This is a genomic window from Nocardia vinacea NBRC 16497, from assembly GCF_000308835.1.
Classification (GTDB): domain Bacteria; phylum Actinomycetota; class Actinomycetes; order Mycobacteriales; family Mycobacteriaceae; genus Nocardia; species Nocardia vinacea.
Map to the genome: position 1 here is coordinate 1 of NZ_BAGN01000045.1, position 20,172 is coordinate 20,172.

At 67.4% G+C, this 20,172-nt stretch carries 19 protein-coding genes and 2 pseudogenes; 16 read left to right on the top strand and 5 right to left on the bottom strand.

All coding sequences use genetic code 11. The annotated features are described in order from the left end of the window. A pseudogene (locus tag ON44_RS49960) lies at nucleotides 1–2,999 on the bottom strand (hypothetical protein); the annotation flags it as partial. Nucleotides 3,000–3,408: 409 nt separating this feature from the next. Here ON44_RS49960 and ON44_RS05195 point away from each other — a divergent pair. The 9 genes from ON44_RS05195 to truA all read left to right on the top strand — a co-directional run bounded on the left by ON44_RS05195 (nucleotide 3,409) and on the right by truA (nucleotide 9,156). After that, nucleotides 3,409–3,693, top strand: coding sequence for a hypothetical protein (locus ON44_RS05195; RefSeq protein WP_157187058.1), 285 nt, complete (start codon nucleotides 3,409–3,411; stop codon nucleotides 3,691–3,693). Nucleotides 3,694–3,820: 127 nt separating this feature from the next. Next, the gene (gene infA / locus ON44_RS05200; RefSeq protein ID WP_003418601.1) at nucleotides 3,821–4,042 is read left to right on the top strand and encodes a translation initiation factor IF-1; all 222 of its coding nucleotides are present in this window, start codon (nucleotides 3,821–3,823) and stop codon (nucleotides 4,040–4,042) included. Between the two features lie 116 nt (nucleotides 4,043–4,158). Further along, nucleotides 4,159–4,272, top strand: coding sequence for a 50S ribosomal protein L36 (rpmJ, locus tag ON44_RS05205; RefSeq protein ID WP_040686659.1), 114 nt, complete (start codon nucleotides 4,159–4,161; stop codon nucleotides 4,270–4,272). 254 nt (nucleotides 4,273–4,526) lie between these two features. Further along, entirely contained in the window at nucleotides 4,527–4,898 is a 372-nt protein-coding gene (gene rpsM, locus ON44_RS05210; protein ID WP_040686660.1) for a 30S ribosomal protein S13, read from the top strand. Nucleotides 4,899–4,908: 10 nt separating this feature from the next. After that, nucleotides 4,909–5,322, top strand: a complete 414-nt coding sequence (rpsK, locus tag ON44_RS05215) for a 30S ribosomal protein S11 (RefSeq protein ID WP_014349147.1) — start codon at nucleotides 4,909–4,911, stop codon at nucleotides 5,320–5,322. Between the two features lie 20 nt (nucleotides 5,323–5,342). Beyond that, on the top strand, nucleotides 5,343–5,948 hold the full coding sequence (rpsD, locus tag ON44_RS05220) for a 30S ribosomal protein S4 (protein WP_040686661.1): 606 nt from the start codon (nucleotides 5,343–5,345) through the stop codon (nucleotides 5,946–5,948). Nucleotides 5,949–6,083: 135 nt separating this feature from the next. Then, on the top strand, nucleotides 6,084–7,142 hold the full coding sequence (locus tag ON44_RS05225) for a DNA-directed RNA polymerase subunit alpha (RefSeq protein WP_040686662.1): 1,059 nt from the start codon (nucleotides 6,084–6,086) through the stop codon (nucleotides 7,140–7,142). Nucleotides 7,143–7,191: 49 nt separating this feature from the next. Continuing rightward, nucleotides 7,192–7,728 (top strand): 50S ribosomal protein L17, encoded by a 537-nt coding sequence (rplQ, locus tag ON44_RS05230; RefSeq protein WP_040686663.1) that lies wholly within the window; start codon nucleotides 7,192–7,194, stop codon nucleotides 7,726–7,728. A gap of 606 nt (nucleotides 7,729–8,334) precedes the next feature. After that, a complete protein-coding gene (truA, locus tag ON44_RS05235; protein WP_051181565.1) occupies nucleotides 8,335–9,156 on the top strand; it encodes a tRNA pseudouridine(38-40) synthase TruA in 822 nt (273 codons plus the stop codon). Between the two features lie 140 nt (nucleotides 9,157–9,296). On the opposite strand, the gene ON44_RS05240 is transcribed toward truA, so the two are convergent. After that, on the bottom strand, nucleotides 9,297–9,740 hold the full coding sequence (locus tag ON44_RS05240) for an Hsp20/alpha crystallin family protein (RefSeq protein WP_040686670.1): 444 nt from the start codon (nucleotides 9,738–9,740) through the stop codon (nucleotides 9,297–9,299). Nucleotides 9,741–9,928: 188 nt separating this feature from the next. Between ON44_RS05240 and ON44_RS05245 the strand changes: the two genes are divergently transcribed. From ON44_RS05245 to ON44_RS05265, 5 genes are all read left to right on the top strand, one after another. Beyond that, nucleotides 9,929–10,753: an LLM class F420-dependent oxidoreductase gene (locus ON44_RS05245; protein WP_040686671.1), complete on the top strand. Its 825-nt coding sequence runs from the start codon at nucleotides 9,929–9,931 to the stop codon at nucleotides 10,751–10,753. A 276-nt stretch (nucleotides 10,754–11,029) separates the two neighbouring features. Continuing rightward, nucleotides 11,030–12,439, top strand: coding sequence for an MFS transporter (locus ON44_RS05250; protein ID WP_040686664.1), 1,410 nt, complete (start codon nucleotides 11,030–11,032; stop codon nucleotides 12,437–12,439). A gap of 46 nt (nucleotides 12,440–12,485) precedes the next feature. After that, nucleotides 12,486–13,145 (top strand): response regulator transcription factor, encoded by a 660-nt coding sequence (locus tag ON44_RS05255; RefSeq protein ID WP_040686672.1) that lies wholly within the window; start codon nucleotides 12,486–12,488, stop codon nucleotides 13,143–13,145. A 40-nt stretch (nucleotides 13,146–13,185) separates the two neighbouring features. After that, nucleotides 13,186–14,610 carry a sensor histidine kinase gene (locus ON44_RS05260; RefSeq protein WP_040686665.1) on the top strand — a complete coding sequence of 475 codons (1,425 nt, stop codon included), beginning with the start codon at nucleotides 13,186–13,188 and terminating at the stop codon, nucleotides 14,608–14,610. After that, nucleotides 14,610–15,515 carry a TAXI family TRAP transporter solute-binding subunit gene (locus ON44_RS05265; protein WP_040686666.1) on the top strand — a complete coding sequence of 302 codons (906 nt, stop codon included), beginning with the start codon at nucleotides 14,610–14,612 and terminating at the stop codon, nucleotides 15,513–15,515. Before ON44_RS05260 ends, ON44_RS05265 begins: the two co-directional genes overlap by 1 nt. A 3-nt stretch (nucleotides 15,516–15,518) precedes the next feature. Here the strand turns inward: ON44_RS05265 and ON44_RS05270 are convergent, their stop codons facing one another. Together ON44_RS05270 and ON44_RS05275 are read right to left on the bottom strand one after the other, a co-directional pair. Further along, nucleotides 15,519–15,872: a metal-sensitive transcriptional regulator gene (locus ON44_RS05270; RefSeq protein WP_040686667.1), complete on the bottom strand. Its 354-nt coding sequence runs from the start codon at nucleotides 15,870–15,872 to the stop codon at nucleotides 15,519–15,521. Between the two features lie 77 nt (nucleotides 15,873–15,949). Continuing rightward, entirely contained in the window at nucleotides 15,950–16,903 is a 954-nt protein-coding gene (locus tag ON44_RS05275; RefSeq protein WP_169338039.1) for an EamA family transporter, read from the bottom strand. 107 nt (nucleotides 16,904–17,010) lie between these two features. Here ON44_RS05275 and ON44_RS05280 point away from each other — a divergent pair, with 107 nt between their 5' ends. Continuing rightward, nucleotides 17,011–17,820: an S-methyl-5'-thioadenosine phosphorylase gene (locus tag ON44_RS05280; RefSeq protein ID WP_040686668.1), complete on the top strand. Its 810-nt coding sequence runs from the start codon at nucleotides 17,011–17,013 to the stop codon at nucleotides 17,818–17,820. Nucleotides 17,821–17,873: 53 nt separating this feature from the next. Continuing rightward, nucleotides 17,874–18,842, top strand: a pseudogene (locus tag ON44_RS05285) (NAD-dependent epimerase/dehydratase family protein); the annotation flags it as partial. A gap of 463 nt (nucleotides 18,843–19,305) precedes the next feature. Here ON44_RS05285 and ON44_RS05290 read toward each other — a convergent pair. Beyond that, nucleotides 19,306–20,172 (bottom strand): GAF domain-containing protein (locus ON44_RS05290; protein ID WP_040686675.1); only part of this gene is annotated, 867 nt, incomplete at its 5' end.

Consider the following 20,172-nt stretch of genomic DNA (forward strand, 5'->3'; position numbering starts at 1 on the left):
GGTGCTTGGCCCGCCGGCGTGGGTCCGCTCTGCGCCGGCGACTGGTCGCTGCCGGGCACCTGCCCTGTGGGGACCGGGCCGCCCTGCCACTGATCGCCAGACCCTTGACCCGCTGGTCCGTGTTCGCCTTGCCACGGTGCGCGATCGCCGCCAGGTGCTTGCCCCATCGGGCTGGGTCCGCTCTGCCACGGTGCCTGGTCGCCGCCGGGTGCTTGCCCCATGGGGCTGGGTCCGCTCTGCCACGGTGCCTGGTCGCCGCCGGGTGCTTGCCCGGTGGATGGTTGCGCGTATCCGGGTCCGCTCTGCCACGGTGCGGCCGGGTCGCCGATGGGTGCTTGTCCTGTGGGCCCAGGTCCGTTCTGCCATGGTGGGCCAGCCTGATCGCCGACAGGCGCCTGCCCGGTGGGCGGCTGGGCGTATCCAGTTCCGTTGTGCCACTGACTATTCGGCTGGTCGGCGCCAGGCGCTTGCGATCCCGATGTGGGCTGCGCGTGCCCGGGGGCATTGCGGTCGCCGCTCTGCCCTTCGGCTACTGCGGACTGCTCCGCTCCGGCCGCGCTTCCATGGTCGTCCGGCCCATGCGGCGCGAACTGCTCGCCCGTCGGAACCTGCTGATCGTCGGCACTGTCGGTCGTCCCTGCGGCCGCATCGCCGGCCTCGGCGGCTGCGTCGATTTCCGATGGCAACCGGTGCCGTCCAACGACGGGCGTCGGTGCGCCCGTCGTGCCGGGGACGGGGTGCGCAGCCCAACCAGGCGTGGCCAACTCACGTCCTCGTTGCGCCGCACCGGATCCAGACTGTCCTGCCGTCCCGGTCGGCCGCCGGGATTCGGCCGCGGTTCCCTGCGGTGCCGAGCCCGGACCTCCGAGCTCCTCGCTCGGTGCCTGCGGTGCCGCCCCCGGTCCCGGGAACTCCGAACCCGCCGGATCGGTGCCGCTGACCCATCCGGGCACGGCCGACCCGCTATCGCGTTGCGGCCGAACGGATTCCGAATCCCTGGACCCTGTAGGCCCTTGGGAATCAGCTCCCTGCGGCGCGAAGGGCGGCTGGTGGAACTCGCCGCCGGGTGCTTGTGGTGCGGATGCCGGGCGATGGAACTGGCCCGGTGTCTGAGGTGCTGCTCCCGAGCCGGCTGCCCGTACGAAGGCCGGATCGTCGTTGGCGGTTTGCGTCGCCTGGCCGTACTGGCTGTAGTCGTGCGGTGCACCGCCGCTCGCGGACGATGTTGTGCCCGAGGGCGATCCGCCTGCGGGGTGGCCGGTGCCCGCGGCCGAATCCTGGGCGCCGCGCGGTGCGGGGCCGTACTCCGAGGATGCGGTGCTGGGCACCCGCGGGGAGCCACCCGGCCGCCTGGTCGGATCGACCGTCGCGGAATCGAATATCGGTGTCGCACCGGAGGATTGCGCGCGATCGCCCGCGGCGGAACCCGCTGCGTCGTTCGCGGTCTGCTCTGCAGCGAGCGCTGGCGCCGAATCATCCTGATCCGTACGGCTTACCGCACCCGCTTCATCCGTCGCCGCCCCAGCTGCCGAGCCGGAACCACGTGCCACACCAGCGTCCGCGGGTATACCGGAGGCCGCCGCCGACTGCGCGTCGAATTCCCCTGGTGGCGGCGGCAACTCAGGCCGCTGCCCGCTCCGCGCACCTTGCTCATCAGCGGTCTGATCCTCCGACGGCGGCTGTGGCGCAAGCCAAGGCGGCGGACCATCGTCACCTTGTGAGTCCGCCGGACCCGCCTCGTCCAACTGCTGCGCCGAGCCATCGCCCCCGTGCGAGCCGGGCCGCCGCGACTCATCGAGTGCCGGGCCCGAGCTGTCCGTACGCGAGCCCGGCCGTGACTCGTCGAGTCGCGAAGGCGGACTGTCGACTCCGCGCGGGTCGTGCGGCCGCGGTTCATCGTGTCGGGTGGGCGGTCCGTCGACGCCCTGAGAGCCTTGTGGGTGCGGTTCTTCGAGTCGCGAAGGCGGGCCGTCGATTCCGTGCGCGTGCGGTTCGTCGAGCCGTGCGGACGGTGCGTCGGTGCCGCCCGAGGTCGATGCGGGCGGTGCGCCGACCTGTGGGGGCGGCGTGAGTTGGCCATTTTCCGAGCGGTTTCCGGGCACCGAAGTCGGCCCGGGATGAGCTGGTGCCGAGGCTGCGGGGGTATGCGGGCCCGTGCCGACCGCCGGTTGGCTCTGCTCGGTGCGGGGCGTATCGAGCCATGCAGGTGGGGCGTCGAAGTCGCCGGTCCCCGGCCGCTCGCTCGTCGGCGGCTGCGGCGGTGCGGCAGGCGAATACGGTTGTGCGGCAGCCTGGTTCGGTGGGGGCGATAGATCGGGGCGCGACGACTGGTAGCGCACCGTTTCCTCGACGGACGCGGGCGGCTCTGTGGCAATCGGTTGGCCCGCACCCGGCTGCTGGTAATCGGCAGCGGGCTGCTGAGGGCCGGAAGGGTGCACCAGCGGTTGTGACGGTGGCGTCGGCGGTCTGCTGCCGAGCGGGTCGAAACCGGCGGAGAGCTGGCCGGGGTTGCGGGTCGGCAGCGGATTGCTGCCTTGCCAACCGTCTTCCGAGCGCGGCGAACCCTGACCTGGCCCATCCAGGCCCGCATGTGGACCGGAGTCGTGTTGTGGTGGACCCTGTCGGTGCGGGTCCCCTGGCTCGGGGCCGCGCTGGGGGTCGGGTCCACGAAAGGCGTTCGGCCCCTGGAAACCACTCGGTCCGCTGTGCAGTTCGAAACCGGGACCGGACAATTGGCGCCCCGCCGAACCCGGGCGCTGGCCCTGCTCCTCGGGCTGCTCGTCCTTACCTTTGCGTCGGCCGAATCGGCGCTTGTCCCGGCGCGCGGCTTCGGGTCGCTCGGACTCCGGCGCGCGCCTGGAACGCCCACGCCGCGAAGGCGCTTCATCGATGAGGTCGTCGTGTGGCAGGTTCTCTACGGGTGCTTCGTAGCCGCCGGTGACATCGCTCTCGGAAAGCCACGGGGGCAGCATGGGGAGGCCGTCGTTATTACGGCTCACGACTCCGCCTCGCTGGCGCTCGGCTGCGCCGTGCCCGAGGGCGGCGCTGTGCTGATGGTTCGCTCGCTGCGCTCCCTCACGCGTCCCCCTTGATCTGCTCGACCTTATTCCTGGGCTGTGGTCAGTTTACGCGACGACTCTGTCTCATCACGGGTGGGGAGTGGGCCGAATGGCCGGGTTTTCGAACGCCCCTATCGCGGGATCTGTTGGACCCATGCGCCTCTCGATAGGCAAGCCGGGATATGCCGTGTCGTACAACCGCGCTCACTCCGCATGGCCATGCTCCGGCTCGGCTTCACGACGCAGTGCCGTGCTCTCGCTCGGCCGCGGTGGATGGCGACGAACCGCGATGTCGATGCCGTGGCCCATGCGGATCAGGGGACTGTGCCAGATAAGGAGGAGGGGGACCGTGCCGGATAAGCCGGATAAGAAGGAGGGGACCGTGCCGGATAAGACGGCCCTGCTGGAAAGCCGGTGGGCATTCGACGACGATCAGAGCATCACCGATTTCCGGTCTCGTCACCGACGGCGGCCGCTGCGCGACGATCGCGACTCCGATCGCGGCTCCGGCCACCACGACTACGCTGGCAACTGCGGGTCCGCGTACTGCCGCACGCGCGCCAAAAGCGGAACAATAGCTGCTCCCGCCACCCGTGACCAGGGCGAATTGGCCTGCCCGCAATTAAACCGGTAAGCTTGGTCGGCGGTGCACCTACGCGCCGACTGTTTGCATGCCGCCGCTCGGGACGACCGATAGGTACATGGAAGCAGATACAAGGCAATCAAACCAGGTTTGAGCGTAAACCGGGATCGCGGAGGACATGGCGAAGAAAGACGGGGCCATCGAGGTCGAGGGTCGAGTTGTCGAGCCGCTGCCCAATGCGATGTTCCGGATCGAGCTCGAGAACGGACACAAGGTTCTCGCGCACATCAGCGGAAAGATGCGGCAGCACTACATTCGCATCCTTCCCGAGGACCGTGTGGTCGTCGAGCTTTCGCCCTACGACCTGTCGCGCGGGCGCATCGTTTACCGCTACAAGTGATCGCGTCGGCAAGGCGTGACCATCGAGCCGCAAGGCTCACCACAGAGACTTCCCCAGTCGTCGGCTGGGGAAAAACTGTGTTCACACCCGTGTGAACCGAACAAGATTGGACGGACGTGAAGGTTCAGCCGAGCGTCAAGAAGATCTGCGAGAAGTGCAAGGTGATCCGCCGTCACGGTCGGGTCATGGTGATCTGCGAGAACCTGCGCCACAAGCAGCGTCAGGGCTGATTTTCGCAGCACCAGCCGGGCACCGATCCACGATCGGCTTGGCCAAACAGAACTGAATGGGGGCGAGCTGCAAGCACTCGCCCCGTGAAGAACTCCCAGCTCCAGCCGCACACTGCGGATATTCGGACCGCGCGGTTCCTCGGAATCGCAAGGTCCGAGGTGTGCGAGCCAACCACCGGTACGGAGGCCGGTGCCCCACCAGACGAGGGGACGGACAGGGAGCAGACCTCCGCAACGATTAAGGAACCTGCCACATGGCACGTCTCATGGGCGTTGATCTTCCGCGCGAAAAGCGCATGGAGATCGCGCTGACCTACATCTACGGCATCGGCCGTACCCGCTCCAAGGAGATCCTCGAGGCGACGGGCGTCAGCCCGGATCTGCGCTCGAAGGACCTCAGCGACGAGCAGGTCACGCAGCTGCGTGACTACATCGAGGGTTCGGCCCTCAAGGTCGAGGGTGACCTGCGCCGCGAGGTACAGGCCGACATTCGGCGCAAGATCGAGATCGGCTGCTACCAGGGTCTGCGCCACCGTCGTGGCCTGCCCGTGCGTGGCCAGCGCACCAAGACCAACGCGCGCACCCGCAAGGGCCCGAAGCGCACCGTCGCAGGCAAGAAGAAGTAGGGGATAAAGGATGCCTCCGAAGAGTCGGGCCTCCGGCCCCAAGAAGACCCAGAAGTCGCGTCGCCGGGAAAAGAAGAACGTCCCGCACGGCCACGCGCACATCAAGAGCACGTTCAACAACACGATCGTGTCGATCACCGACCCGTCCGGCAACGTCATCTCGTGGGCGTCCTCGGGCCACGTCGGCTTCAAGGGTTCGCGCAAGTCGACCCCGTTCGCCGCGCAGCTCGCCGCCGAGAACGCTGCCCGCAAGGCGCAGGAGAACGGCGTCAAGAAGGTCGACGTGTTCGTCAAGGGCCCGGGTTCGGGCCGCGAGACCGCGATCCGTTCGCTGCAGGCCGCAGGCCTGGAAGTCGGCACGATCTCCGATGTCACCCCGCAGCCGCACAACGGCTGCCGTCCGCCCAAGCGGCGTCGCGTCTAGCGGGAAAGGAATAACGAAAAATGGCTCGTTACACAGGCCCCATCACCCGCAAGTCGCGTCGTCTGCGGGTCGACCTCGTCGGAGGCGACCAGGCGTTCGAGCGTCGTCCGTACCCGCCCGGCCAGCACGGCCGCGCGCGGATCAAGGAGAGCGAGTACCTGCTCCAGCTGCAGGAGAAGCAGAAGGCGCGCTTCTCCTACGGTGTCATGGAGAAGCAGTTCCGCCGGTACTACGAAGAGGCCAACCGCCTCAAGGGCAAGACCGGTGACAACCTGCTCCGTCTGCTCGAGACCCGTCTCGACAATGTCGTGTACCGCGCCGGTCTGGCGCGCACCCGTCGGCAGGCTCGCCAGCTGGTTTCCCACGGTCACTTCCTGGTGAACAACCGGGCCGTGAACGTCCCCAGCTTCCAGGTGACCCAGTACGACATCATCGATGTCAAGGAGAAGTCGCTCGGCACGCTGCCGTTCCAGGTCGCGCGCGAGACCGTCGGCGACCGCCCGGTTCCGGGCTGGCTGCAGGTGATCCCGGGCCGGCTGCGGATCCTGGTGCACCAGCTCCCCGAGCGCGCCCAGATCGATGTGCCGCTGCAGGAACAGCTGATCGTCGAGTACTACTCGAAGTAAACAGCTTTCTGCTGGTGCGTGGTCGCTAGTGACTGCTTGCAGGTCGCTCGAAAGGGCCAGCTCGACGAGCGGTCACGCACAACCCCCAAGACGTGGGCATCAAATAGTGGGTGCCCGTACAGGAGGATGATCCTAATGCTGATTTCACAGCGTCCGACGCTGACCGAAGAGGTCGTCGCCGAGAACCGCTCGAAGTTCACCATCGAACCGCTCGAGCCGGGCTTCGGTTACACCCTCGGCAACTCGCTGCGGCGTACCCTGCTGTCCTCGATTCCGGGGGCCGCGGTCACCAGCATCCGCATCGACGGCGTCCTGCACGAGTTCACCACCGTTCCCGGTGTGAAGGAGGATGTCACCGACATCATCCTGAACCTCAAGGGTCTGGTCGTGTCCTCGGAGGAGGACGAGCCGGTCACGATGTACGTGCGCAAGCAGGGCCCGGGTACCGTCACCGCCGGTGACATCGTGCCGCCTGCCGGTGTTGTCGTGCACAACCCGGATATGCACATCGCCACCCTGAACGACAAGGGCAAACTGGAGATCGAGCTCGTCGTCGAGCGCGGTCGCGGTTACGTCCCGGCGGTGCAGAACAAGGCGTCCGGCGCGGAAATCGGCCGGATCCCGGTGGATTCGATCTACTCGCCGGTGCTCAAGGTGACCTACAAGGTGGAGGCCACCCGTGTCGAGCAGCGCACCGACTTCGACCGTCTGATCCTGGACGTGGAGACCAAGAACTCCATCACCGCCCGGGATGCGCTCGCTTCGGCGGGCAAGACCCTGGTCGAGCTGTTCGGCCTGGCCCGTGAGCTCAATGTCGAAGCCGAAGGTATCGAGATCGGCCCTTCGCCGGCCGAGGCGGATCACATCGCCTCGTTCGGTCTGCCGATCGAGGACCTGGACCTCACCGTCCGGTCCTACAACTGCCTCAAGCGCGAGGGTGTGCACACGGTCGGCGAGCTCGTCGCCCGTACCGAATCGGATCTGCTGGACATCCGCAACTTCGGCCAGAAGTCCATCGACGAGGTCAAGGTCAAGCTGCATGCGCTCGGCCTCTCGCTGAAGGACAGCCCGGCCTCGTTCGATCCTTCGTCCGTGGTGGGTTACGACGCGAGCACCGGAACGTGGAGCGACAGCGGCACGTTCAGTGACACCGATGGCGGCGAGCAGGACTACGCCGAGACCGAACAGCTCTAGGCCGCTGGGGTAGGCACCCCGGCCCGGCCTCACACAAGGAGAACAAACAATGCCCAAGCCCAAGAAGGGTGCCCGCTTCGGCGGGTCGGCGTCGCACCAGAAGGCGATCTTCGCCAATCTGGCCACGGCGCTCTTCGAGCACGGTCGTATCACGACCACCGAGGCCAAGGCCAAGGCGCTGCGCCCCTACGCCGAGAAGCTGGTCACCAAGGCGAAGGCCGGCACCCTGGCCGACCGTCGCGAGGTGCTCAAGGTCATCCGCAACAAGGATGTCGTCCACGAGCTCTTCGCCTCGATCGGTCCGTCGTTCGAGGGCCGCGAGGGTGGCTACACCCGCATCACCAAGACGCTGCCCCGCAAGGGTGACAACGCGCCGATGGCGGTCATCGAGCTGGTCCGGGAGAAGACCGTGACCAACGAGGCCGACCGCGCTCGTCGCGTTGCCGCGTCCAAGAAGGCCGAGGCGCCCGTCGCCGAGACCGTGGTCGAGGAGCAGGCCGATGAGGCCGTCGCCGAGACCACCGAGGCTGCCGAGGCCGAGGCCCCGGCTGCCGACGAGGCCGCTGAGGACAAGAAGGACGCCTGACGCTCGCGTTGGAGTTCTCGAACGAGCCCGCCGCCCCCTGTGGGTCGGCGGGCTCGTTCGTATCCGAGACCACCACGCTGGCATCGGGTTCGCCTGGCGGGTGGGTCCCCCGGAGCACTGCCGCAGTTCGTATCGACTAGGAGATCGCCTGTGACCGAGGAGGATTCGGTGGATTCGATGGCGTCGGGTACGCCCGCACCGGTGGATTCGCCCGGAGTCGTGCAGGCACCCCGAGTCATGGAGGTGTCTAGGGTCGTGCAGGTCCGTGAAGTCGTGGAGGCATCCAGGGTCGTGCAGGCCCCCGGAGTTGTACAGGCTCGCGAGGTTGTGGAGGCCCCGGGAGGCGTGGAGGTCGCCGGAGTCGTCGAGGCACCTAAGGACGCGGAGGCACCGGGGGTCGTGCAGGCCCCCGCAGTCGTGGAGGTGTCTAGGGTCGTGCAGGTCCGCGAGGTTGTGCAGGCCCCCGGAGTTGTGCAGGCTCGCGAGGTTGTGGAGGGCCCGGGAGCTGTGGAGGTCGCCGGAGTCGTCGAGGCACCTAGGGACGTGGAGGCACTTGGAGTCGCGCAGGCCGCGGAAGTCGGTGCGCGGCCGGAGTCCGGTACCGACTTGGTTCGGGTGCGGCTCGATATCAGTTACGACGGTACGGATTTCATCGGCTGGGCGCGGCAACCGGGTCTGCGCACGGTGCAGGGTGTGCTCGAAGAGTCGCTGAGCAAGGTGTTCCGGGAGCCGATCCAATTGACCGTCGCGGGCCGCACCGATGCCGGTGTGCATGCCGAGGGGCAGGTCGCGCATTTCGATACCGGCACCGAGCCGGATGCGGCCAAGCTCATTCATCGCATGGCGCGGTTCCTCCCGAAAGACGTGCGAATCAAGGACATTCGCATCGTGCCGCCCGAATTCGACGCACGCTTCTCGGCGATCCGCCGCCACTACGCCTACCGGTTGACCACCGCGCCCTATGGGGCCGAGCCGCTGCAGGCCCGCAGCATCGTCGCCTGTCGTCGAGACGTCGATCTGGAAGCCATGCGCGAGGTATCGCGAAAGTTGTTGGGCCTACACAATTTTGCCGCATTCTGCCGCCGCCGCGATGGTGCGACTACCGTCCGCGAACTCCAGCGCTTCGACTGGGAGCGTGACGGTGATCTGCTCACCGCCTATGTCAGCGCCGATGCCTTCTGCTGGTCCATGGTGCGCAGCCTCGTCGGCGCGGTGCTGGCGGTAGGGGAGGGGCGGCGCACGCCCGACTGGGTCGCCGCGCTACTGAAGGAAACCGAGCGCTCCAGTTCGGTCACCGTGGCGCCCGCGCACGGTCTGAGTCTCATCGCCGTCGACTATCCGGACGCTGCCGACCTCGCCGCGCGCAATGCCGAAACCCGCGAAATGCGTATGGTCCCAACTGCTGACGACGGCTGCTGTGGCAGCTGAGGTCGGCGCATAACGTCTTGACTTCGCACAGAAGGTCCAACCTGTGTGCGGCGACAACGACCTATGTGCCGTCGTGAAAGCGGTGCTCCCGCACCGCGTTCGGCGGGCGCGGTGCGGCGCGGGAGCATGACCCTACCGAACTATCCGGACGAGCCTGCCTCGATCGTCCGCGGCTGGCTGGAACCGGAGATTTCGATACGGCGCGGCTTGGCCCGTTCGGCGATCGGAATCGTCACCGACAGCACGCCGTTGTTATAGGTTGCGCTGATCTTGTCGGCATCGACATTGTCGCCGAGGCTGAGCTGGCGCATATAGGTGCCGGCGAAGCGCTCGGACGCAATCCATTGGACGCCTTCGTCACTCGGCAGGCTGCGCTGCGCGCGGAGAGTGAGTGTGCCGTTGTCGACGCTCACATCCACCGAGCCGGGGTCCACACCGGGCAGATCGGCGTTGAGTACGTAATGATCGCCCGCCTTGAACAGATCCATCGGCATGAATCGTGGCGCGCGAGATGTCCCCATGGATTCGCCGAGCAGTTGGCGGGCAACGGTGTCGATGTCATGGAATGGATCGAACCGGAGCACAGCGATCACCTCCATTTCACTAGCGGCAACGCCTGCCACGGCGACAGGCGCCGGAAGCTGTGCACCATCCAAGTTAGCACTCTCGACATGAGACTGCTAATGGTTTGGCTCGAAACGTCGCGCCCCGTGTCGGATCGGAGTGTGGCCCCGACGGAATAGGGATGGCAGCGGCCTCGTTCATTCGGTGCATGGCTATCGGAGATCTCGGACAGTTCGGAGTATGGCGCTACTACGGGGGGTTCACCCCGCAGGACGCACAGGACTTGGAAGGACTCGGCTACGGCACGCTGTGGCTCGGTGGGTCCCCGCCCGCCGAATTGCCCGTGATCGAGTCGCTGCTGGAGGCAACCGAGTCGATCACCGTCGCCACCAGCATCGTGAATATCTGGACGGCACCCGCGAAGCAGGTCGCCGAGTCGTTCCACCGGATCGAAGCGCGCTTTCCGGGCCGGTTCCTGCTCGGCTTGGGAGCGGGCCATCCCGAACACCAGGGCGAATACCGCAAGCCCTACGACGCGCTTGTCGAATACTTCGACGAATTGGATGCCGCGGGTGTACCCAAGGAGCGTCGCGCACTCGCCGCGCTGGGCCCGCGCGTGCTGAGGCTGGCGGCGGAACGGTCTGCGGGCGCGCTGCCCTACAACGTCACCCCCGAACACACCGCCCGCGCCCGCGCGCTGCTCGGCGAGGGTGTGCTGCTGGCCACCGAACACAAGGTGGTCCTCGACGACGACCCGGTCCGGGCCCGCACCACCGCCCGCCCGCGCGTCGAGTTCTACCTCGACCTGCAGAACTACGTCAGCAATCTCCGCCGCCTCGGCTTCACCGATGAGGACCTCGCCAAACCCGGTAGCGACCGCCTCATCGACGCCCTGGTAGCCCACGGCGACGCGGATTCCGTCGTCGATCGCCTCTCGGCGCATCGGGCCGCAGGTGCCGATCATGTGGTGATCCAGGTCCTCGCCGACGAAGCAGCCACCCTGCGCACCCTCGCACCGCTGCTCGCGAAATAGACCTGTGCCGGCGGTCGGCCCGAGATGCCGGGCCGATCGCCTGAGGGACTGCTGAAGCGGGTCGAACAGCTCGAACCGAGCAGGTGACGCCCTTCCTCGGCTCAGCGCGGGATGCCCATCGGTTCCCCCCGATTCGTTCGGGAGGTTCCAGTGGACAACCGACGGCAATCGTCCTAAGACAGCGTTAGAAAGGGCGTCCTCCGCTTCCATCGGCGCTGTGACTACGCACACACTGGTCTCCGACCGACGCAGGGCCGCGTCGAAGAAGGAGATCTTGTGACTACGACACAGCCTGTCGGCGAGCGCCGGGTGGTCGCGAATGTATTGCGTGGTTCCATCGGAAATCTCGTCGAGTGGTACGACTGGTATGTCTACGCCGCGTTCAGCGTGTACTTCGCGAAGTCGTTCTTTCCGAAGGGCGATTCGACCGCGCAATTGCTTTCCACCGCAGCGGTTTTCGCGGTCGGGTTCCTCATGCGGCCGCTCGGTGGGTGGGCGCTCGGTCGCTACGCCGACAAGTTCGGACGTCGTTCGGCGCTGACCCTGTCGGTGACGGTGATGGCGGCGGGTTCGCTGTTGATCGCGCTGACGCCCGGATACCAGACGATCGGAATCGCCGCGCCGATACTGCTTTTGCTGGCCCGCCTGTTGCAGGGTCTTTCGGTAGGTGGCGAATACGCAACCAGCGCAACGTATTTGTCCGAGGTGGCCTCGACAGGTAAGCGCGGATTCTATTCGAGCTTCCAGTACGTCACCCTGGTCGCCGGTCAGTTGGTGGCGCTCGGCGTGCAGATCATTCTGCAGCAGTTCCTGAACAACGCGCAGATGAACAACTGGGGCTGGCGCATTCCGTTCGTGATCGGTGCTGCGGCGGCACTGATCGTGATGTGGCTGCGACGCAGCATGGACGAGTCGGAGCACTTCGAGGCCGAGGTCGAGGCCGAACGTGCTCCGGCGGCGAGCAGCTCCGGTGCGAACCAGCCCGCGCGCGGTTCGCTGCGGATGCTGCTGCAGTACCCGCGGGAATGCCTGCTGGTGATCGGGCTGACGCTCGGCGGCACCGTCGCGTTCTACACCTACACGACGTACATGCAGAAATTCATGATCAATACCTCCGGCATCTCCAAGTCGACGGTCTCGTGGATCAACTTCATCGCGCTGCTGGTCTTCGTAATGCTGCAGCCACTGGCCGGCGCACTGTCCGACCGGGTCGGACGACGCAAGCTGCTGATCTTCTTCGGTGTCGCGGGCACCCTGCTCACCGTGCCGATCATGACCGTGCTCGCGCACACCAAGAATCCGATCGCCGCGTGGGCGCTGATGATGGGTGCGCTGGTCATCATCACCGGCTATACCTCGATCAACGCCATCGTGAAGGCCGAGCTGTTCCCGACCAAGATCCGCGCGCTCGGCGTCGGCCTGCCGTACGCGCTGACCGTCGCGATCTTCGGCGGTACAGCCGAAACCATCGCGCTGTCGCTGAAGCAGGCGAACCACGAATCGCTGTACTTCTGGTACGTCGCCGGGTGCATCGGAATCTCGCTGCTGACCTACTGGTTCATGCGGGAGACCTCGAGCGGATCCGCCATCGACGCCGATGCCGCTGCCACGGACGATATCTCGCTCACCAAGCGGGGTACGTCGGCCAACAAGCCGGATCGTGACTTCGCGCCGGCTCGACCCTGACCGCCCGACCGCACACGCCGTTCCATCGCTGTGGGAGGATCGGCGTGTGCGGCTGGCGGTGGTCGAAGACGATGACGGCGTAGGCGACGCGCTGGTAGAGGCGCTCAACGCCCGCGGTTATCAAGCCGAGCGCAAGCGCCGCGGCGCCGATCTGCTCATCGCGCACCGCGGTTACGACGCGGTCATCCTGGATCTCGGACTGCCCGACGGTGACGGTCTGCAGGTGCTGCGCCAGCTGCGCGAGGTGAGTACCGTGCCGGTGCTGATCTTGACCGCGCGCAGCGACGAACGCTCGATCGTGCGCGGACTGCGCGGCGGTGCCGACGACTATCTGGTGAAGCCGCCGCGGATCGCGGAATTGATGGCCCGGCTGGAGAACGTGGTCCGGCGCGCCGCTGCCGGATCGCAGCCGGAGCGTGCCGACGTGGTCACCGGCGATGTGCGGGTCGATCTGGCGGCACGGGTGGTCGAGGTGGCCGGGCGGCCGATCGCATTGACCCAGAAGGAATTCGAATTGGTCGAGGCATTGGTGGAGCGGCCCGGTGCCGCGGTCAGCCGCCAACAGCTGATGGATCGGATCTGGGGTGACGCGTTCGTCGCGGTATCCCGCTCACTGGATGTGCACATGACCGGACTCCGCGCGAAATTGGACCGACCTGGGCTGATAACGACGATTCGCGGCTACGGTTACCGCTGGGGCCAGTGATCGTGCCGGCCCGGCGGACCTAACAGGAGCGGAGCCCGGCATGCGCAGACGACTACTCGTCGCGCTGACGGTATTCGCGGCGATCGCTGTCTTCGCCTTCGCGGTACCGCTCTCGCTGACCTTCGCGACCAGCCGCACCCAGGAGTTCGTCGCCGATCGGTCCGGCGATGCCGACCGGTTCGCCAGCCTCGCCGATGCCGCGGTGGCCGAGGGGGACAGCCGGGCACTGGCCGACGAGGCCGGGCGCTACCACGATCTCTACGGGGAAAACGTGCTCGTGGTCGATGGCCGCGGCGCGCGGACGGTGAATGCGGGCGTGGACGCGGCCGCCGCGCCCGTCGAGGCCGCGGTTGCCGCCGCCCGCCGCAATCAGCGGCCGCAGCCGGTGTATCGGCTCACCCCGTGGAGTGGGGCGACGGTGCTGATCGCCCGGCCGGTCGGCACCGGAGTGCAGGTCAACGGCGCGGTGGTGATCGAGGCATCCACCGCACGCGCCCGGCGCGATATCGCCCGCGCGTGGGCGGTGATCGCGGTCGGAGCGGTGCTGGCAATGGTGGTGTTCACCATGCTGGCGCTGAGCCTGGCGCGCTGGGTGCTGCGCCCGCTGGCGGCGCTGTCGCAGGCGGTCGCCGAATTGACCGCGACATTGCCGAAGCCGCGCGCCGAGGCCGCCGCGCACGTCTCGATCGCCCGCCACCACGGTGGGCCGCCGGAAATGCGGGCGGTCGCGGAGTCATTCGATGCCATGGCATTGGCGGTGGCCGATTCGGCGGATGCGCAACGTCAGCTCGTTGCGGATACCGCTCATGCCATGCGAAACCCGCTCGCCGCCTTGACGATTCGTCTCGACTCTTTGGAAGCCGCCATTCCGGAAAGTGCGGTGGCGACCTTCCGTAGCGCGGGTGCGGAGGTCGAACGGTTGACCGCGCTGCTCGATGGCCTGCTCAGCTTGGCGGTTGCCGAGACCCCTGCCGCCTTCGAGGCCGCGCGCACTCCACACAATACTGAAATCCATTGTGACGCAGTGCAAGTCGCTGCAGACCGGATCGATGCCTGGTACTCCGCCTACGAGAGCGCCGGGCAGGAATTGCGGGCGGAACCGCAGGTTGCCGAGGCCGAAGCCGCGGTCTCCGCCGACGTGCTCGCCCAGATTCTCGATGTGCCGCTGAGCAATTCGTGCAGCTATGCCGGGCCGGGCACGCAGACCGTCATCGTGGTCGACGCCGAGCCGGGCTGGGTGACGGTGACCGTCCGTGACAATGGCCCCGGCGTCGAACCGGCCGAGATCGACAAGCTGACCACCCGGTTCTTCCGCGGCTCCGGTGCGTCGTCCGGCGGCTCGGGCCTCGGGCTCCCGATTGCGACGGCACTGGCCCAAGCACGCGGCGGCACCTTGTCCGTGCTCCCCGTGCAGCCGCACGGTCTCGCGATCCAGATCCGGCTGCCGCAGGTGGTGTCGTCGTGATGCGGCGGCGAAAGTTCCTGGCGCTCACCGTCTTCGGTATCGCTTCCGGTGCTGTCGGGTGTGGCTCGGACCCGGAGTTGGTGCGGCTGGCCTCGGGTGAGGTCGGCGGCTTCTATCACGCATTCGCGGAACTGCTCGCGGCGGTTGCCCAGGAGGCGGGCACGGTGCGGATCGAACCGGTGACGACAACCGGCTCGCAGGAAAACCTGGGGATGTTGGCGAACGGGCAGGTGGATGCCGCACTGGCGCTGGCGGATTCGGTGCAGAGTGAGCGGGCCCCGTTGGTGGCGCTCGGTCGGGTGTACGAGAACTATCTGCAGTTGGCCGTGCGGTCGGAGGGGCCGATTCAGCAGGTCACCGATTTGCGGGGGACCCGGGTCAACCTGGGGGCCGCGGGGTCCGGCGCGGCGGTGACCGGGGAGCGACTGCTGTGGGCGGCGGGCGTGAATCCCGTTTCGGATGTGGATATTTCGCATCGACCGCTGCGAGATGCGGTGGCGGGTGTGGAATCCGGTGAGCTGGACGCGCTGCTATGGGCCGGCGGCGTACCCACCGACGCACTTGATGTGCCGGAGCGGTTACGGTTGGTGGAACTCGGTGAGTTGGCCGCGCCGATGCGGGAACGCTTCGGACACCTCTACGATTTGGTCGAAATTCCCGCCGACGCCTATGACAGCGGTCGTTCGGTCCGCACGGTCGGCGTCGCGAATCTGCTGCTCGCCGCTCCGGCCATGTCCGATGCCGCGGCCGGGGCGATTGTCGATCTGCTGGTTTCCCGCGCGGACCGATTGGTGCCTGCCGAGGCGGCCGGGACCCAGTTTCTGGATACCCGCTCGCTCATCGGAACCGATTCCGTTCCTTTGCATCCCGGTGCGGCGGCGGTGTACCGACGGCGACACGGTTGAGCTTCAGGAACGTACCAGGCGAGCGATGGCGTCGGTGGCCTCTTTGATCTTGGCGTCGGCCTCGGGGCCACCGGCGACCGCGGCGTCGACCACGCAGTGGCTGATGTGGTCCTCCAGCAGGCCCATCGCAACGGCCTGCAGTGCCTTCGTCATCGCGGAGACCTGGGTGAGGATATCGATGCAGTACTTTTCTTCCTCGACCATGCGCTGCAGGCCGCGGGCCTGGCCCTCGATCCGGCGCAGACGCTTGAGGTAGTCGTCCTTGGCGGTGATGTAGCCGTGGCCGGAATGGTCGTGGGTGGTACCCGCCGAGTCACTACCTGGCGCGGTGTCATTGTGCGACGGGGTGGGTGTCACCGACTGTCTCCTCGCTGCTCGCCGGGGGCCCGGCCTCGTTTAATACCCCCCTAGGGTACAGTGCTGGGAGGGAGTTGTCAGGTTGCCGCGCTCTGCGCCGCGGCCTCCACGGGTCTGTGGGTCCGGTGTTCGGCGCCGCTGCGGGCCAGCGCGATGCCGCCGACCACCAGCACGCCGCCGATCATCTGCACCGGCGCGACCGATTCGTCGAGCAACAGCCACGACAACACCACCGCGAACAGCACCTCGCTCAGCAGAATCAGCGACATCAGCGTGGAGCCGATGCGCGCCGCACCCGCCACCCCGCAGACATACGCCACCACCGTGCTGATGGTGACCAGCAGTGTCAGCGACAGCCAGACCGGCAGGTGGTGCTCGGCGAGGGCGGTGTCGGCATCGCCGAACAGCACCGGTAGCAGGCCGGTCAGACCCAGCGCCCAGGCGGTCCCGGCCGCCACGGACAGACCGGAGCCGAGCAGGACGACCGGGCTGAGCGAATCCGAGGTGCGCTCCGACAGGAGGAAGAACACCGCATTGCACAGCATCGATACCGCGGCCCAGCCGAGCCCGATCAGACTGATCCCGTCCGCGCCGAAGATATCGATGACCAGCGCCGCGCCGGCGAGCGCGATTGCCGCACCCAGGAGGGTCGCCCCGGATGGTCGCCGTGCGCGCACCGCCCAGTTCCAGGCGATCACCGCGATCGGGGCCAGGAATTGGATCATCAGGGTCACGCCGACCTGCAGATAGGGCAGGGAAAGGAAGAAGCTGGCCTGCACCCCGGCGACCGCGATCACGCCGAACCCGCCGACGGTGCGCAGGTGCCGCAGGCTGCCGCGCAATCCGCTCGGATCGCTGAGCGCCGCGAGCGTCAGCATGATCGCGGCGGCACCGCTCAGCCGGATCGCCAGTACCGCACCCGGTGACCAGCCCACCGCCAGCACCGACTTCGCCAGCGGACCCGAGCTGGCGAAGGCAAGTCCGCTGCCCACCGTCAACCACACCCCGGCGCGCGTACGCGACGAACTCACCGACACCTCCATCACCCGACCAACTCAGGTCATGATGAACGAAGGTCCAGTTGGCCGGATGTGGACCCGTCTGGTCGGGAATCGGGGACAAGCGAGAGAATCGGTGCATGAGTTTGGATGTTCGGCCCGCGCTCGCCGTGATCGGCGGTAGTGGCTTCTACGATTTCTTCGATAACGAGGCGACCACCGTCGAGGTCGAGACGCCCTACGGCAAGCCGAGCGCGCCGATCGCGGTCGGCGAGGTGGAGGGTCGCCCGGTGGCCTTCCTGCCCCGGCACGGCAAACAGCACGAATTCGCGCCGCATACGCTGCCCTACCAGGCCAATATGTGGGCGTTGCGTTCGATCGGGGTGCGGCGGATCTTCGCGCCGTGCGCGGTCGGCAGCCTGCGCGCGGACTGGGGGCCGGGCACCGTCGCGGTGCCGGATCAACTGGTCGACCGGACCTCGGGTCGTCCGCAGACCTACTTCGACGGCGGTGGCGTGCACGTCTCCTTCGCCGACCCGTACTGCGACGAACTGCGCTCCGCAGCAACGAAATCCGCGACCGATGCGCTGCCGATGAAATCCTCGGGCACCATGGTCGTGGTACAGGGCCCGCGCTTCTCCACCCGGGCCGAGAGCCACTGGTTCGCCGCGCAGGGCTGGGAGCTGGTGAATATGACCGGGCATCCCGAGGCAGTGCTCGCCCGTGAACTCGAAATGTGCTACGCAGCAGTGGCTTTGGTGACCGACCTGGATGCGGGGCTGGAGGAGGGCGAGGGTGTGCACGCGGTCGACGTCTTCGCCGAATTCAAGAAGAACCTCGGGCCGTTCAAGGAGCTGATCCGGCGCTCGGTTTCGGCGGTCACCGGAACCGATACCTGCGAACGTTGCCGTGTCCATGCGGGAGTGTCGCTGCCGTTCGAACTACCGTGAGTTCGGGCAGCTGGTCAGGTTGGGTTCGGAACCGAACGTAGGGTGCGGATGCGATGAGAGTGCTGGTCACCGGGGCAGCCGGGTTCATCGGAGCGCGGTTGCGGCAGGCATTGGCCGCGGCCGGGCACGAGGTGGTCGGGGTCGATCTACTCGGGCCGGATGTGGAAGTGCCGGATGGGGTTTCGCGGGTGGACGTGCGCGATGCCGATGTGCTCGAGCCGTTGCTGCGCGGTATCGATACGGTTTGTCATCTCGCCGCCGTCACCTCCGGGCCTGAATCGGCGGTGTTCGCCGCGCATAACGATCTCGGGACGGCGGTGCTGCTCGATGCGATGGGCCGGGCGAAGGTGCGTCATCTGGTGCTCGCGTCATCCATCGTGGTGTACGGCGAGGGGCGCTATCGCGGGATGAACAGCGGGCCGTTCTATCCCGGACTGCGGCGGCGGGCTGATCTGGATCGCGGCATGTTCGACCACTTGGCGCCACGCACCGGGGAGTTGCTCACCTGGGAGCCGGTCACCGAGGACGCGCCGCTGCGTCCGCGTGGCTTCTACGGGGCCAGCAAGTTGGCACAGGAAAACTACGCGCTCGCTTGGGGTTTGACCACCGGCGCGGCCGTCACGGCATTGCGCTACCACAACGGATACGGTGCAGGCACGCGCTCCGGCTTCATCGGAGACTTCCTCGCCGCACTCGATCAGGGCCGCCCGCCACTGGTCGACGAGGACGGCGGGCAGGTCAGGGATGTGGTGCACGTCGACGATATCGTGGCCGCCACCGTGGCCGCCGTCGACCGCCGCCCACCCGGCTTCGTTCCCCTGAACATCGCCTCCGGCCACCCCATCACCATGTGGGAAGTCGCCTCGATCATGGCCAAAGCCCGCGGGGGCCCCGCCCCCGTGGTAACCGGGCGCTACCTCCTCGCCGACGCCCGCCACCTCGCCGCCGACCCCGAACGAGCCAGGCGCACACTGGGTTTCACCGCACGAATCCCACCCACCCACGGCCTAGCCGAACTCGCCGCCCCCGCGATCGAGACCACCACACCTCAACGGGAACCCGCTCCACTACATGTGCGAGCCGCGCCGCCGCCGACCGCACCCCAGCATCAGGTGCACTCGGCCCCACGGCCTGCCGCGCCGATCGTGCGGCCTGAACCCCGCTCCGAAACTCCGTTGCCGAACGCAAATGTGTCCGCGCCACGGCCGGAGCCGGAGCGTGCCGGGCCGAATACGAAGACGCCTGCACCCCCACCCGAGTCGGCGAAACCGGAGGCCGGCGCGGGCTCGCCGATCTGAAGGCGGTTGTGCCCAGCCAGAGCGTTGCAAGCGCACGATCTCTTGGCGGAGGTGGTCTCGGGGTGTGTTCGGCGACCGGCTCGATGCCCTCGACGATGGTCCGCGCCCGCTGGGTGCCGATCGCGGTCGCGGTGATCGCACCGGCAAGTCGGAGGTTGGGTCGATCAGGTCTGGGTTCAGCGAGTGATCAGGTGAGGTCGGGGTTCTCGACGATTTCGAGTTGGACCAGGACGAATTCAGGGGAGGCGGGGTTCGGGGTGGCGCCGGGGAGGGCGGAGATTTCCAGGTCGGCGATGATCCAATCGTTGTTTTCGCTGGCCAGGCGGACGGCGCGGAGTCGGTGGTGTGCTGCGCCGGAGCGCATTGCGTCGCGGGCTTCGATGATTCGGGCGCGGTCCGCCGGATGCGGGACGGTGCGTTCGTCGGTGCCGGCCCAGCGCATTGCCGGAACGGGTTCGGTGACCCAGCGGATCAAGCGGATCTGGGCGGTGTCCACGATCGCGAGGTAGAAGTTGGGTTGGGCGCGGCGCAGCATATCGAGGGCGGTCGCCTCGAAGGATTTGCGTTGCGGTGCAACGCTATCGGTGACGTCTACCGCCAGGCCGCGCCAGCGGTGCCGGTCGACGGACGTGTCCGCGTTGCGGGTGGCCACCAGTATGGAGCGCGGGCCCGCCTTCGAGCGCACGGTTGCCGTCCCGAGCCACCGGGAATCGGGCTCGGATCTCGTCAGGTTCGCGACGAAATCCAGTGCGCCGTCGAATCGTTCGACCATCTCGAAGATTTCGGCGCCGACCCAGCGGGTGCGGTGGGGCGCGAAATCCGGCCCGAGGCCCTGCATCAGCGCATCCATGCGGCGGGTGCGCGCATCCACCAGAAACGGCGCAACCCTGGGCGCGGGCGGGGGATCTCCGGGGCCGACCCAGAGATGGATGGCGTGCACCTGCTCATCCGGACCCGATATGGGCACGGCCCGCAGATGCCGCTGCGACCACACCTGCCGCGAAGTCGGCAGCACCTGATCCACGACCGATCCACTCGCATACGCGGCAGCGAC

Excerpts from the sequence above, each read along its gene's own strand:
- rpsM (WP_040686660.1), top strand. The coding sequence starts at position 4,527 with ATGGCACGTCTCATGGGCGTTGATCTTCCGCGCGAAAAGCGCATGGAG.
- rplQ (WP_040686663.1), top strand. The coding sequence starts at position 7,192 with ATGCCCAAGCCCAAGAAGGGTGCCCGCTTCGGCGGGTCGGCGTCGCAC.
- ON44_RS05225 (WP_040686662.1), top strand. The coding sequence starts at position 6,084 with ATGCTGATTTCACAGCGTCCGACGCTGACCGAAGAGGTCGTCGCCGAG.
- ON44_RS05260 (WP_040686665.1), top strand. The coding sequence starts at position 13,186 with ATGCGCAGACGACTACTCGTCGCGCTGACGGTATTCGCGGCGATCGCT.
- ON44_RS05245 (WP_040686671.1), top strand. The coding sequence starts at position 9,929 with ATGGCTATCGGAGATCTCGGACAGTTCGGAGTATGGCGCTACTACGGG.
- rpsK (WP_014349147.1), top strand. The coding sequence starts at position 4,909 with ATGCCTCCGAAGAGTCGGGCCTCCGGCCCCAAGAAGACCCAGAAGTCG.
- ON44_RS05265 (WP_040686666.1), top strand. The coding sequence starts at position 14,610 with ATGCGGCGGCGAAAGTTCCTGGCGCTCACCGTCTTCGGTATCGCTTCC.
- rpsD (WP_040686661.1), top strand. The coding sequence starts at position 5,343 with ATGGCTCGTTACACAGGCCCCATCACCCGCAAGTCGCGTCGTCTGCGG.
- infA (WP_003418601.1), top strand. The coding sequence starts at position 3,821 with ATGGCGAAGAAAGACGGGGCCATCGAGGTCGAGGGTCGAGTTGTCGAG.
- ON44_RS05280 (WP_040686668.1), top strand. The coding sequence starts at position 17,011 with ATGAGTTTGGATGTTCGGCCCGCGCTCGCCGTGATCGGCGGTAGTGGC.